7 protein-coding genes, 2 rRNA genes, 1 pseudogene and 2 riboswitches (1 of these 12 running past the window's edge) are annotated in these 14,692 nt (G+C 41.9%); all 10 genes and pseudogenes read right to left on the bottom strand.

Annotated features, from left to right (window positions below):
* Positions 1–976, bottom strand: a 23S ribosomal RNA gene (locus AC2TFD_RS02120) (it extends 1,960 nt beyond the left edge of the window).
* Between the two features lie 200 nt (positions 977–1,176).
* Positions 1,177–2,726: ribosomal RNA gene (locus AC2TFD_RS02115) — 16S ribosomal RNA — on the bottom strand.
* Together the 16S and 23S rRNA genes form the textbook arrangement of a ribosomal RNA operon.
* Positions 2,727–3,073: 347 nt before the next feature.
* Positions 3,074–5,143, bottom strand: coding sequence for a glucose-specific PTS transporter subunit IIBC (ptsG, locus tag AC2TFD_RS02110; protein ID WP_484674855.1), 2,070 nt, complete (start codon positions 5,141–5,143; stop codon positions 3,074–3,076).
* 188 nt (positions 5,144–5,331) lie between these two features.
* Positions 5,332–6,173 (bottom strand): annotated as a pseudogene (gene glcT, locus AC2TFD_RS02105) (glucose PTS transporter transcription antiterminator GlcT).
* A 42-nt stretch (positions 6,174–6,215) separates the two neighbouring features.
* Positions 6,216–6,746 carry an ABC transporter permease gene (locus AC2TFD_RS02100; RefSeq protein ID WP_484674854.1) on the bottom strand — a complete coding sequence of 177 codons (531 nt, stop codon included), beginning with the start codon at positions 6,744–6,746 and terminating at the stop codon, positions 6,216–6,218.
* Positions 6,747–6,895: 149 nt separating this feature from the next.
* Entirely contained in the window at positions 6,896–8,221 is a 1,326-nt protein-coding gene (locus tag AC2TFD_RS02095) for an NCS2 family permease (RefSeq protein ID WP_335569694.1), read from the bottom strand.
* Between the two features lie 104 nt (positions 8,222–8,325).
* Positions 8,326–8,427: riboswitch (purine riboswitch) on the bottom strand.
* A 106-nt stretch (positions 8,428–8,533) separates the two neighbouring features.
* Complete coding sequence (gene guaA / locus AC2TFD_RS02090; protein WP_335510675.1) at positions 8,534–10,054, bottom strand: glutamine-hydrolyzing GMP synthase; 1,521 nt, start codon at positions 10,052–10,054, stop codon at positions 8,534–8,536.
* 138 nt (positions 10,055–10,192) lie between these two features.
* Positions 10,193–10,294: riboswitch (purine riboswitch) on the bottom strand.
* A 32-nt stretch (positions 10,295–10,326) separates the two neighbouring features.
* On the bottom strand, positions 10,327–12,525 hold the full coding sequence (locus tag AC2TFD_RS02085) for a DUF4129 domain-containing transglutaminase family protein (RefSeq protein ID WP_335510654.1): 2,199 nt from the start codon (positions 12,523–12,525) through the stop codon (positions 10,327–10,329).
* On the bottom strand, positions 12,522–13,739 hold the full coding sequence (locus AC2TFD_RS02080) for a DUF58 domain-containing protein (protein WP_335510656.1): 1,218 nt from the start codon (positions 13,737–13,739) through the stop codon (positions 12,522–12,524). The genes AC2TFD_RS02085 and AC2TFD_RS02080 overlap by 4 nt, the downstream gene beginning before the upstream one ends.
* A gap of 1 nt (position 13,740) precedes the next feature.
* Positions 13,741–14,682 (bottom strand): AAA family ATPase, encoded by a 942-nt coding sequence (locus AC2TFD_RS02075; RefSeq protein WP_420489021.1) that lies wholly within the window; start codon positions 14,680–14,682, stop codon positions 13,741–13,743.
* Between the last annotated feature and the right edge of the window lie 10 nt (positions 14,683–14,692).

The raw sequence follows: 14,692 nt of genomic DNA, 5'->3' as shown, positions 1-14,692 counted from the left end.
TCTTTGGCATTCGGAGTTTGTCTGAATTCGGTAACCCGATGAGGGCCCCTAGTCCAAACAGTGCTCTACCTCCAAGACTCTTACAACGTGAGGCTAGCCCTAAAGCTATTTCGGAGAGAACCAGCTATCTCCAAGTTCGATTGGAATTTCTCCGCTACCCACACCTCATCCCCGCACTTTTCAACGTGCGTGGGTTCGGGCCTCCATCCAGTGTTACCTGGACTTCACCCTGGACATGGGTAGATCACCTGGTTTCGGGTCTACGACCACATACTTATTCGCCCTATTCAGACTCGCTTTCGCTGCGGCTCCGTCTCTTCAACTTAACCTTGCATGGGATCGTAACTCGCCGGTTCATTCTACAAAAGGCACGCCATCACCCATGAACGGGCTCTGACTACTTGTAGGCACACGGTTTCAGGATCTATTTCACTCCCCTTCCGGGGTGCTTTTCACCTTTCCCTCACGGTACTGGTTCACTATCGGTCACTAGGGAGTATTTAGCCTTGGGAGATGGTCCTCCCAGCTTCCGACCGGATTTCTCGTGTCCGGCCGTACTCAGGATCCACTCAGGAGGGAACGAAGTTTCAACTACAGGGTTTTTACCTTCTATGACGGGCCTTTCCAGACCGCTTCATCTACCCCGTTCCTTTGTAACTCCATGTTGAGTGTCCTACAACCCCAAGAGGCAAGCCTCTTGGTTTGGGCTATGTCCCGTTTCGCTCGCCGCTACTCAGGGAATCGCGTTTGCTTTCTCTTCCTCCGGGTACTTAGATGTTTCAGTTCCCCGGGTCTGCCTTCAATACCCTATGTATTCAGGTAAAGATACTGCTCCATTACGAGCAGTGGGTTCCCCCATTCGGAAATCTCCGGATCAAAGCTTACTTACAGCTCCCCGAAGCATATCGGTGTTAGTCCCGTCCTTCATCGGCTCCTAGTGCCAAGGCATCCACCGTGCGCCCTTTCTAACTTAACCTAAATGGTTATTCTCTTAATTCAATAAGAGAGAAAAACTAAAATGGCAATTCACTCGGTTTTTACTTGGTTTCTTCTTCTTACGATTATCTAGTTTTCAAAGAACGATTAAAAAAAGCTTTGAGAGAATTGTACTCTCAAAACTAAACAAACAAGTAACAGTCAACGTTTATCAGTCCACAAGGACTGTATATTCCTTAGAAAGGAGGTGATCCAGCCGCACCTTCCGATACGGCTACCTTGTTACGACTTCACCCCAATCATCTGTCCCACCTTAGGCGGCTGGCTCCTTACGGTTACCCCACCGACTTCGGGTGTTACAAACTCTCGTGGTGTGACGGGCGGTGTGTACAAGGCCCGGGAACGTATTCACCGCGGCATGCTGATCCGCGATTACTAGCGATTCCGGCTTCATGTAGGCGAGTTGCAGCCTACAATCCGAACTGAGAATGGTTTTATGGGATTGGCTAAACCTCGCGGTCTTGCAGCCCTTTGTACCATCCATTGTAGCACGTGTGTAGCCCAGGTCATAAGGGGCATGATGATTTGACGTCATCCCCACCTTCCTCCGGTTTGTCACCGGCAGTCTCCTTAGAGTGCCCAACTGAATGCTGGCAACTAAGAACAAGGGTTGCGCTCGTTGCGGGACTTAACCCAACATCTCACGACACGAGCTGACGACAACCATGCACCACCTGTCACTCTGTCCCCCGAAGGGGAAAATCCTATCTCTAGGAGTGTCAGAGGATGTCAAGACCTGGTAAGGTTCTTCGCGTTGCTTCGAATTAAACCACATGCTCCACCGCTTGTGCGGGCCCCCGTCAATTCCTTTGAGTTTCAGCCTTGCGGCCGTACTCCCCAGGCGGAGTGCTTAATGCGTTAGCTGCAGCACTAAAGGGCGGAAACCCTCTAACACTTAGCACTCATCGTTTACGGCGTGGACTACCAGGGTATCTAATCCTGTTTGCTCCCCACGCTTTCGCGCCTCAGCGTCAGTTACAGACCAGAAAGCCGCCTTCGCCACTGGTGTTCCTCCACATCTCTACGCATTTCACCGCTACACGTGGAATTCCGCTTTCCTCTTCTGTACTCAAGTCCCCCAGTTTCCAATGACCCTCCACGGTTGAGCCGTGGGCTTTCACATCAGACTTAAAGGACCGCCTGCGCGCGCTTTACGCCCAATAATTCCGGACAACGCTTGCCACCTACGTATTACCGCGGCTGCTGGCACGTAGTTAGCCGTGGCTTTCTGGTTAGGTACCGTCAAGGTACCGGCAGTTACTCCGGTACTTGTTCTTCCCTAACAACAGAGCTTTACGACCCGAAGGCCTTCATCGCTCACGCGGCGTTGCTCCGTCAGACTTTCGTCCATTGCGGAAGATTCCCTACTGCTGCCTCCCGTAGGAGTCTGGGCCGTGTCTCAGTCCCAGTGTGGCCGATCACCCTCTCAGGTCGGCTACGCATCGTCGCCTTGGTGAGCCGTTACCTCACCAACTAGCTAATGCGCCGCGGGCCCATCTGTAAGTGTCAGCGTAAACCGACTTTCAGCTTCCCCTCATGAGAGGGAAAGAATTATCCGGTATTAGCACCGGTTTCCCGGTGTTATCCCAGTCTTACAGGCAGGTTGCCCACGTGTTACTCACCCGTCCGCCGCTAACCAAGAGGTGCAAGCACCTCAAGATTCGCTCGACTTGCATGTATTAGGCACGCCGCCAGCGTTCGTCCTGAGCCAGGATCAAACTCTCCAAGAAAGTTGATATAGCTCATTTTGTTACGTTGGCTTAGCTTTTATTAAAAGCTAAAAATTTTTTTGTTGACGTTCTTGTTTGTTTAGTTTTCAAAGAACAATTTCACCTCATGAACACTTCGTTCAGAAGCAACTCTATTACTATATCATTTTGTTGATTTGGCGTCAACATCTTTTTTTAAAAAACTTATTAACATCAATGTATGTTAATTCGTTATTAACGCCGCTCAAATATAATAACACCATTCCCAAAGAAGGTCAATAAAGATTTTAATAAACTTTAAGTTTTGCTTCGGACGCATATATATAGAAAGAAAAAAGCCGACCCACTACTTTAGGTCGGCTTCACCTTTATTTGGTGATCTTAATAATTCCTCCTTGTTTCAAATCTACATGTCCAGGCTTTTCAATCACTACCTTTTCGCCTTCAGCCAAATTTGTAAAGACAATCGGTGTAATTGTTGATGTTGCGTGTTCCTTAATATAATCTAAATCTACTTTAAGTAAAGGCTGGCCTTGTTCGACAATGTCATTTTCCGAAACCAACGTTTCAAACCCTTGACCTTTAAGATTGACTGTATCAATTCCAATATGGATAAGAATTTCTCGTCCAGCATCTGAAAGAATTCCAATTGCATGCTTAGTTGGGAATAAGTTAACGATTTTTCCGTTGACCGGTGATACAATAGTTCCTTCTGAAGGAACTATCGCAAAGCCGTCCCCCATCATCTTCCCTGCAAACACTTGATCAGGAACTTCTGTAATTGGTTTTAATTCCCCTTTTAGCGGCGCCATAAATCCTTCATCTTCTGTACTTCGTATAGTTTGAAGTGCTTCAGGATTAATTTCCTCAATTTGCTGTTCCACACCTTTTTCCGGCGGTTTCACTGTGCTCCGTGGTTTTTTTCCTTCTATTATATCTTTCATTTGTCCCTTAATCGTTTCTGAGCGTGGTCCGAAGATTGCTTGTATATTGTTTCCTACTTCTAGAACACCTGCTGCACCCAGCTTTTTCAACTGGCCCTTATCTACATCTTTAATATCATTAACCGAAACACGGAGACGGGTAATACATGCGTCTAAGTGAGCAATATTTTCCTTCCCGCCCATTGCTTCCAAAATGTTAGATGCTAAATCACCTGAACCCGCTTTTCCGGTTGGAGCTTGATTTTCCTCTTCCTCTAATTCACGCCCTGGTGTTTTTAAATTAAATCTACGGATTGCAAATCTAAATCCAAAATAATAAACGACTGCAAATACGAGACCCACAGGAATAACAATCCATGCATTGGTTTGCGGGTTAATTAGACCAAATAAAATGTAGTCAATTAATCCGCCTGAGAAAGTCATCCCGATTTTCACATCTAACAGGTGCATGATCATAAATGATAACCCTGCAAAAATGGCATGGATACCAAATAAAATTGGTGCTACGAATAAAAATGAGAATTCAAGCGGTTCCGTAATACCTGTTAAGAAAGAGGTTAAGGCAGCCGATGCCATTAATCCTCCTACTATAACTTTCTTTTCTGGCTTCGCTTCATGATAAATCGCTAATGCCGCTGCAGGTAAACCAAACATCATGAATGGGAATTTACCTGTCATAAATGTTCCGGCAGTTAGATTTTGAACATTATCTGTGATTTGTGCCATGAAGATACGTTGATCTCCACGAACTACTTCTCCTGCCTTTGTAACATATTCTCCAAATTCATACCAGAATGGAGAATAGAAAATATGGTGTAAACCAAATGGAATTAATGATCGTTCAATTACTCCGAAAATGAAAGCAGAAATCGTTAAGTTAGCATGCACCATGTTTTGCGAGAAAGCATTTAGACCATTTTGAATTGACGGCCAAATGAAAATCATCAAAACCCCTAAAACAAGAGCAGATGCTGCAGTAATAATTGGCACAAAACGTTTTCCAGCGAAGAATCCTAAATAAGATGGTAATTCAATTTCAAAAAATTTATTGTACATCGCTGCTGCTAATATACCGACGATAATACCACCAAATACTCCTGTCTGAAGAGTAGGTATCCCAAGTACACTTGCATAACTTAGACCATTGACATCTTCAGTAGTAATACCCAATACTGTCCCCATCGTTACATTCATGACTAAGTAACCGATAATGGCAGCCAGACCTGCTGTTCCTTCACCGCCAGCTAAGCCTACAGCAACACCCACCGCAAACAAGAGCGGTAAGTTCCCGAAGATAATATTCCCGGCATTCTGCATAACAGACGCAATCATTCTAACTGTACTGTTATCTAAGAATGGCGCTAGGTCTAATAGCGCTGGGTTTAAAAGCGCTGCTCCTAACGCAAGTAAAATTCCAGCCGCTGGCAAAAGTGCAACTGGCAGCATTAATGCTTTACCAACTTTTTGCAAAACACCAAAAGCTTTTTTAAACATATTAAGAACCTCCAAATATTTTATATTGCTCATTAAGCGTTTTCATTTATTCTCCAAAAAACACAAAAAAGGCATGAGTAAAAGTTCAATTGAATCAGACTACAGGTATAGACTACCCGTAAGTCTTGGTTTCAATTAATCTTTTCACTCATGCCTGATCGAATCAGTAACACGTAAAAAATTAATAACTATTTAAATTTTTTCTGTATTCGCTGCAAATGCATCGTTAGATAGACTGCCTCCGCGTCAAATACTTTCATTTTTAGGGTTTGTTGCATTATCTTAATGAGCTTCCATGAGAGATTATAACATACTGGATATTCTTGTTTCAATAGGGAAGATATTTTTTCTGGTTCCTCTACTTTCTCCCCTTTTACGACTCTCTCAATCGTAAAGCGCAAGTGACGAACCAATCTCATATAATCAATACCTTCTTTATCGATAACAATATCAAATTGCTCTTCTACCATTTTTACAAGCCTGCTGACCAGCTGCGAATGCTGATTTACTTCGGATAATTCCCTATTCGTCATCGCACTATGAATATGCAGAGCGATAAACCCAATTTCCCCCACAGGAAGCGAGATCCCCGTTTTTTCACGTATTAATTCAATTACCTCTGCCGCAATTTCATATTCATGCCGATAAAGCGTTTTCGTCTCGATAAGAAATGGATTACTAATTTCCATCCCTTTCACTACCCTTGTAACCGCGAACATCAAGTGGTCTGTTAAGGCAACATGAATATGTTCATCCAGCCGGGCATTTGTCTTTTGTTTAATTAGGCTTATCGCAGAAATAATGACTTCTTGTAAATCATTATCAATAAATGGAAGTAATTTAATATAATTCTGCTGCTCTTTTTCATTTTTCAATACAAAAAGCTTTTCAACCGATTGTGTTTCAATAAATTCTCCACGTTTCCGATTGAAGCCAATTCTTTTCCGATTAAAACAACTTCATCATAGGAAGGGTGTTCAGCAATCAAAACATTGTTATTTAACACCTTATCAATTAACAGCTTTGCCATAACCTTCTTCTCCATTCGTCCCAACTGCTATATTACCCCATGTTATAAGAGACAAAACAAGAAGTCAACGACAAGAGTCGACAGGCCCCCTACTTGTATGTAATTCCTCTTATCGCGATTAAAAAGAAAACCGCCGTAAATCCGACCAATGCCAGCGTATCCATGAGAAGGGTAGTGAAAGAGGCTGCCACTGATAATTTCTTTAAAACCTGACATCGCCCAGCTTTGGGGAACAGCCAAAGCTATTTTTCGCATAAACTCTGGAACTAGTTCAATCGACCAATATACACCGCCGAGCATACACGTACTTACCACTAGAACAGCCCCAATTGCACCTGCTTGTTGTTTCGTTTTAACAACACCTGCGATCATTAGACCAAAACCAACCACACATACTATCACCAATGAAGCAAAAGGAATCAGATATGTTAAGTTCCCCCACTGTGTATCAAACAAGATATTCATTGCTGCCATTAATACTGCGAACTGAATCCATCCCATTAAGAAATAAGCAATCAGATACCCAAAAACGATCCGAAACTTTTTAGCTGGAGTGGTCATCAGCCTGTTCAACGCTCCTTCCCGTTCACCTTCTTATATCTATAGTCACACAGTAATAAATTGGAAATCCTGATTCTTTATTGTGAAAAATAAGAGTATTTTGTGAAGTACTTCACAGCAAGAAAAAGAGCCTGTGATTATCACAGACTCTTTCATCTCAATTATAAAAATAAGAAGTATAGAACGAAAATCACGAAGAAGAAGTACATGATTGGGTGAATTTCCTTCATACGTCCTTTTACAATCATGGTAATTGGGTAAAAGATAAACCCAATGGCAATCCCTGTAGCAATGCTATATGTCAAAGGCATAGCAATCATAGTAAGGAAAGCAGGTACAGCCACTTCAAATTTTGTCCATTCAATTTTCCCTAAGGAAGCAACCATCAATGCGCCAACGATAATTAAGGCTGGTGCAGTAACTGGCGCGGTAACAACTGATAATAACGGGAAGAAAAACAGCGAAAGAATAAATAATGCTGCTGTAACAAGTGAAGCAAAACCAGTCCTAGCACCCGCTGCTACCCCTGCAGATGACTCAATATAAGATGTTGTTGTTGAAGTACCAAGGACAGCTCCAACAGTTGTTGCTACTGAGTCAGCAATTAATGCTCTGCCTGCACGAGGTAATTTATTGTCTTTAATCATACCTGCTTGATTCGCTACTGCTACAAGTGTTCCAGCATTATCAAAGAAGTCGACAAACAATAGAGTTAAGATAACCCCGAGCATAGTCATTGTATAGAACGAACTTTCAGTTAAGGAAGAAAACGCAGCTCCAAATGTAGGTGCTAAACTTGGAACACTATCGACGATTTTGTCTGGAGTGTCGATTAAGTTAAAAATCATTCCTACGATAACAGTAATAATCATTCCGAAAAATACCGCGCCATTAATTCCTCTAGTCATCATAATAACCGTAATAATGATCCCGAAAATAGCAAGTAAAGTTGGTCCGGCAGTCAAATCACCCAATCCAACTAGGGTTGCATCATTGTTTACTACAATACCTGCACTCTGCAAGCCAATAAACGTAATATATAAACCTATACCAGCACCAACCGCGTGCTTTAACTCAATCGGAATCGCATTGATGAGCTTCTCACGTAAACCTGTTAATGTTAATAAAAAGAAAAACACACCGGAAATGAATACCGCACCTAATGCATGCTGCCATGGAATGCCGCTCCCTAACACTACTGTAAAAGCAAAGAAGGCATTCAATCCCATCCCAGGTGCCAAGGCAATTGGGAATTTTCCTAGAAGCCCCATAATAATGGAACCAATCGCCGCAGCCAATGCTGTCGCTACAAAGACTGCCCCATAATCCATCCGCATGGAATCTGGTAAATCCGGTACACTTGATAGTGTCAATGTTAGCGGGTTTACCACTAATATATAGGCCATTGCCAAGAAGGTGGTCACACCGCCAATTATCTCACGGCGATAATTCGTCCCTAATTCTTTAAACATAAAATACTTCTGCATCTGTTTATTACCCCCTAGGAATCTATCTATAATAAAAACAAAAAAACGCTCCGACATCTACCGGAACGCTTGACTTGGGGCAAGTGTAAGATAGGGAAATTATTCCCTGTTTAACACTGCCTCGTAGTCAAGCCATTTACGGTGGCTCGGTAGAAACTTTTGGGCCATATCCCCAATATTATACGAGTTAAATCGACAAATTATTTACTTCTTCTTTATATTATCAGGGATCAACTTCTTTGTAAATATAAAAAGCGAACGTTTTTAAAAATATATTAAAAAACGTTCGCTTTTAGAACTATTATTTTAAATTTATTCCCACTCAATCGTTGCAGGCGGCTTACTAGTTATGTCATAGACCACACGGTTAACATGTGCTACTTCATTTACAATTCGAGTAGAGATGACTTCAAGTACATCCCATGGGATACGTGCCCAATCAGATGTCATTCCGTCAATAGAAGTAACAGCACGGATACCAATGGTATAATCATATGTGCGTGCGTCTCCCATTACACCTACACTGCGAATATCAGGAAGCACGGTAAAGTATTGCCAGATTTCACGATCAAGTCCAGCCTTCTTAATTTCTTCACGGAGAATCCAGTCAGATTCGCGGACGATTTCGAGTTTATCTTCAGAAATCGCGCCTAAGACACGAATTCCTAGACCTGGTCCAGGGAATGGCTGTCTCCAAACAATATCATCTGGAATTCCAAGCTCTGTTCCTACTGCACGGACCTCATCCTTAAACAAAGTATTCAATGGTTCAATAAGTTTAAATTGCATGTCTTCTGGTAATCCGCCGACATTGTGATGCGATTTAATGGTTTGTGCCGTTGCTGTGCCACTTTCAATGATATCGGTATACAGCGTTCCTTGCGCTAAAAAATCAATTCCTTCAAGTTTTGTCGCTTCATCATCAAATACATAAATGAATTCATTGCCAATGATTTTACGTTTCTTCTCTGGGTCAGAGACGCCTTCTAATTTTGACATGAACCGATCTTTGGCATCGACTTTAATCACATTCATATGGAAACCTTCAGCAAAGGTCTTCATTACACTTTCAGCCTCATTCTTACGAAGCAAACCATGATCCACAAATATACAGGTTAGTTGATCACCGATTGCTTTATGAATAAGCACAGCTACAACGGATGAGTCTACTCCGCCGCTGAGAGCGCAAAGTACTTTTTTATCGCCAACTTGCTCACGGATTTTGGCCATTTCCACTTCAATGAAGTTCCCCATAGACCAATCGCCTTTACATCCGCACACATTAAAAACAAAATTCTTAAGCAGCTCATTGCCATATACGGAATGACGAACTTCCGGGTGGAATTGCACTGCATAAAGTTTCCTTGCTTCGTCACTCATTGCCGCGATAGGGCAATGTGGGTTTGTGCCGTCAACAGTAAAGCCTGCCGGCGCTTCGACAACCAAATCACCATGGCTCATCCAGACTACTTGCTCGTCAGGCATGTCATGGAAAAGCTTCGTTTGATTTTGAAGGTTCATTACTGCTTTCCCATATTCACGATTCTTCGCTTTTTCAACTTTCCCTTGAAAGTGAACAGTCATTAATTGCATTCCGTAGCAAATCCCTAAAATAGGCAGACCCATTTCAAAAATTTCCTCATCACAACGGAAAGAGCCCTCATCATATACACTATTAGGACCGCCTGAAAATATGATTCCTTTAGGATTCATTTTTCTAATTTCCTCTGCTGTAATCGTATGCGGATGAAGTTCGCTGTATACACCAAACTCACGAATCCTGCGTGTAATCAACTGGTTGTATTGGCTTCCAAAGTCTAAAACTACAATCATATCCTGCGTACCTGTCAATATGGCCACCTCTTCCAAAATAGTACTAATAGTATTTACTCAAAAAAACAAAAAAAAACTAGAATTCTCCTCCCCAAATAAAACAGGAAGGCAGAATTCTAGCATTCTTACAATAGCTATAACAGAAAATTCTGCCTTCATAGTCAGGTCTTTTATGGTGACCCGGTAGAAACTCTCGAACCCTATTTTCGAGGATATATGAAGGTATTAAGATTAATTTTACAGCTTATTGTAACAATAGGTGGTTTTACCGGTCAAGCTATTGTCTTTTTAATTAAATTTTCCCATAATTCCCGTGACTCCATCCAGCTTCCCTCAGGGAGTTTCTGATGATAGAGGTATTGCTCATATCTGTCTGTAAGCTTGGACATCTCTCTCGAGGCAAAGAAGGTATCAATATATCGAGCATAATTTCTTAGTGTCTGGTCCTCCTTACGCTTAAGACCATAACGCTCTAATTGGCCTAATAGAACCAGATAGGCCTTTCCGATATTTTCATCCTTCTTTTTCAGGCGGAATTGCACTAAATAAAGATACGGGATCCATTTTCCACGAATCCTGTACATAATGCCAACTGCCCCGCCTGCCATTACAAACGAAAGGAGAATCCATTTCCAATGTTGATCTAAAAAGGTTATGATGCTAAGCCAGATACCATTGAATGTAAAGGATGTATCACTTTCCTTTGATTTGCTGCTATTCTCCTCCAAATCCTTCTTCGGCACTGGTGTCACAGGGGCAGTCGTTTCGGCAGCTGCAGGTGTTCCGTCTTCATTTGTAAAATCAACAGATACATTGTTCGTAAAGCCCTTCGTTGGTTCAAACGGAACCCATCCTTGGTTAGGGAAATAAACTTCTACCCAGGAATGGGCATTATTATTAGTTACTTCATAAATAGGCCTCTGCCGTTCATCATCACTGTATTTGAGAAACTCACCGCCTGTATATCCTTTAACCCAACGTGTTGGGATTCCGATGGAGCGAAGCAGAACAGCCATTGAAGTGGAAAAGTTATCACAATAACCTATTTTCGTTTCAAACAAAAATTGGTCTACATAATCATCATTTTCCCCCGGGACCGCGACATTTGTCTGGTCATAGGTGAATACAGAACTACTGAAATGCCTCTCCACCGCTTTGGCTTTATCAAACCAATTTGTTTCCCCTGCCGTAATCGTTTCCGCTAATTCTTTAATTCTCTCAGGAAGGTTTTCAGGCAGCTGTGTGTATTTTCTAATAAAATCCGTGTTTATTTGTTCAAGGTCCACAACACTTGTCTGCCTTAAATCACTTGCCTTATATTTCGGAACCTTAAACTGAACGGTATAGGAATCAGGTGCGATAGGAGTAGAGTCAAAGCCTAAAATGATGATTTTCTCCTTGGTCGAATCCATTTCCAAATCATAACTTCGTTCAAATTGAACTCTTTGAATACCAGCAGGATAAATTAGATGCGTATAATCCATAAAATGGTGTAACGCTGCACTTTCATCCCGGGTTTCTACGCTTGAATGGATAGGAAAGACAGGGATGACTTCATCTCCACCAAATCGCAAAAGCGTTGAGCCGGAAGGAATCCATCCTTTTCCGGTATAATGGTCCTTTGTCTCTACCTTCCAGTAATTCTTTTCAACGGCCTCACTCTGAAACACAACACTGTCGTCCCCAATAAAAGGCCCGCCCAATTGGGAATCATCTGCGCCATACCCGACTTTCCCAACACCTGTGCCTGCTTTATCCTCTCCGCCTTTATCAGCCGCCGCCTTAAGAAAGGGAACAGGATCCGGCCAAATGGGTGCGAATTTAGGGGAAATAATTCCAACTATAACGCTAAAAACAATCATGAGCACTAATGGTCTCATCCATTTGCGCGTTATCAATGAATCACTTGTAACATTTTCCTTAGCCAAAATCCGGAAATAAGTTAACATCCCCATGACAGCAAAACCTTCAATAACGGTCCGAACGATCGCTACATTGGCACTATATAGTGTAAATGTATCCAAAACAGTTATATAAATAAGTGTCATAAAGAAAAAGATAAAGATCCTCTTTCGATTTAATAGCCAATAGCGGACCAAGTAAACCATTAACCATAGCAGAATGAAAAATAGTAAGGTGCGAAATACATTTGTTAATCCCGCCCAATTTTGAGCAAAAATCATTCCGAAATTATTGGTTAATTCACCAAATAAGGAAGACAGCCAGCCCAACTGGAAGAAGCCATCTTGATAATGAAATTGATTTAGGGAAAATAGAATGAACCATAGTTTCAAAATCGTACGCCAAATCCACCTAAGCCTTAAGAAGGTGACTGCAAATGACAGCAGGATAAAAATAATAAACATTTCAATATGGTTTGTCTTCGTTAATTGTTCTACCGGACGTAACCATTCCCATAACAGCAAAAATCCGAACAGATATAAAAGAAAAGATTGAATGTCTCGTTTCATGGTACCTGCACCTCCGAAAAGGCTGACGCAAATTCTCCTTCATGAATCATAAGCACACGCACATTTCTTGCATTAGCCAATGCAATCATTGATCTTTCCTCCTGAGTAGGAGCTTCTTTTTCCCCTTTAATCAGGAAAAGCGTAATCTTACCTTTTCTATGTCCAAGAAAACCTGCTTTTTCAATTAAAGGTTTTGTTAATTTGGATGTTACTAATAAGAAGGAAACGGTTTGTTGAACAAACATTCCCTCCGTCTCTAACACCTTGTCGAACGAGGTTGGACTTTTTGCTTCGATTCTAGCCAGATGAAAAAAAAGCTCCTGCAGTTGATTTTCTCCACCTTTTATCGGAAATAATGCCCTTTCCCGGCTGAAGGTTAAGAGTCCAATTTGTGCCCCTTTCTTCAGTACCGAACGCAATAAAGAAGCTGTGAAGGAAACCAACACTTCAAAATTCTTATCAGGGACACAATCCATCACAACAAAAACATCATGGGATTGACGCTGCTCAAATTCCTTTGTCATGATTTCGTTTCTTTTAGCAGAAGCTTTCCAGTTAATCCAGGAAAAACGATCCCCTGGCTGGTAATCCCTAACCCCAATCGCCATGGATGTATCACGCTGAACCCTTTCTCTTGAGGCAGTCATCCCTTGATCAAAATGGGTTTCAAAGGGGCGGTAAAGCAGCTCCGTATAGGCAGGATAAACAATGATCTTGCTTTCATTTTTATGAGGTTTTTCTTTTTCAATTAAGCCAAGAATGTCACCGGTGCGAACAAGAAAGCTGTGGAAAATATGCTCTCCCCGCGGAAGCTCATCAATGACATATTCATAGAAAAATTCCTTCTTAAATCCAGGAATGACTAATGCTTTAGCCTTCTTTGTCTGCCTAGTATGCATAAGGACTTCATCCAGTTGGTCCTCAATAAGAAAATAAAAGATCGGGAACCTAGAGTTCCTCTTCACATTTACTATTACCTTTAAGGGCTCACCTGCGTTGTAATCTGTTTTAGGCAGTTGGCGTGTAATTTCTAACTCATTCAAGGAATAGAACGATAAGGCCATACAATATAAGGCAAAAGGTAAAAAGCTATAGAATAAGAACCAGCTTACAAATCCGCCTTGAAACATTGCATACGAAAAAGTAAGCACAATCAAAAAGAGTAAGACAACGAACCTCCATACTTTTTTGAAGGGAATCCACAATTTCTTCATGCTACTTCACAAGCCTTTGTACCGGAACAGGAATTCTTGCAATGATTCGATTAACGATTTCTTCAGGTGTAATCCCTTCAAACTTTGCCTCAGATTTCAAGATAATCCTATGTGATAGAACATATGGTGCTAAATATTGAATATCATCAGGCAGCACATAATCACGGCCATACATATAAGCATAGGCTTGGGCCGCTTTCATCAAGGCAATCGATCCCCGTGGACTGGCCCCAAGATAGACTCCTCGAAAATTTCTGGTCAGGCTGACGATATCAACAATATACTGTTTAATGGTTCGGTCCACATATACATCTTTAATTTCTTGCTGCAAGGCCCTTAAACCTTCGAGATCAACGACTGGAGAAAGATCTTCAATCGGAGGAACCTTTTGTGCTCGATTTAAGACTTCTATCTCTTCATCCATTTCTGGGTAGCCCATTTTCATTTTCAATAAAAAGCGATCCAGCTGTGCTTCTGGCAGCGGATATGTACCTTCATATTCAATAGGATTTTGTGTGGCCATGACAAAGAATGGCTTTTGAAGACGATGTGTGACACCATCTATGGTGACACTTGCTTCCTCCATCCCTTCAAGGAGTGCAGACTGAGTCTTTGGCGAGGTCCGGTTAATTTCATCTGCTAGGATAATGTTCCCCATTAACGGCCCAGGTCGGAATTGAAACTCCATTTCCTTTGGATTGTATATCGATATACCAGTCACATCGGATGGTAATAGGTCAGGTGTAAACTGTATTCTACGGAAGTTAGCATTAACAGACTTTGCCAGTGCTCGCACCATCATCGTTTTTCCAACGCCTGGCACGTCCTCTAAAAGCACATGACCTTCTGCCAATAAGGCAATGAGACTGAGCTCTGCTACATTTCTTTTTCCAATCATAACCTTTTCAATGTTTAATAGAATTTTCTCTATCGTAGGGTTCATTTGATCACGA

The organism is Neobacillus sp. plas4 (assembly GCF_057221695.1).
Note: the sequence above shows the minus strand (reverse complement) of the source record. Positions and strands in the feature narration are given on the sequence as shown.

What these genes read in the sequence shown, in the direction of transcription:
- AC2TFD_RS02095 (WP_335569694.1), bottom strand. Translation starts at nt 8,221, where the DNA reads ATGCAGAAGTATTTTATGTTTAAAGAATTAGGGACGAATTATCGCCGT.
- ptsG (WP_484674855.1), bottom strand. Translation starts at nt 5,143, where the DNA reads ATGTTTAAAAAAGCTTTTGGTGTTTTGCAAAAAGTTGGTAAAGCATTA.
- AC2TFD_RS02075 (WP_420489021.1), bottom strand. Translation starts at nt 14,682, where the DNA reads ATGAACCCTACGATAGAGAAAATTCTATTAAACATTGAAAAGGTTATG.
- AC2TFD_RS02080 (WP_335510656.1), bottom strand. Translation starts at nt 13,739, where the DNA reads ATGAAGAAATTGTGGATTCCCTTCAAAAAAGTATGGAGGTTCGTTGTC.
- guaA (WP_335510675.1), bottom strand. Translation starts at nt 10,054, where the DNA reads ATGATTGTAGTTTTAGACTTTGGAAGCCAATACAACCAGTTGATTACA.
- AC2TFD_RS02085 (WP_335510654.1), bottom strand. Translation starts at nt 12,525, where the DNA reads ATGAAACGAGACATTCAATCTTTTCTTTTATATCTGTTCGGATTTTTG.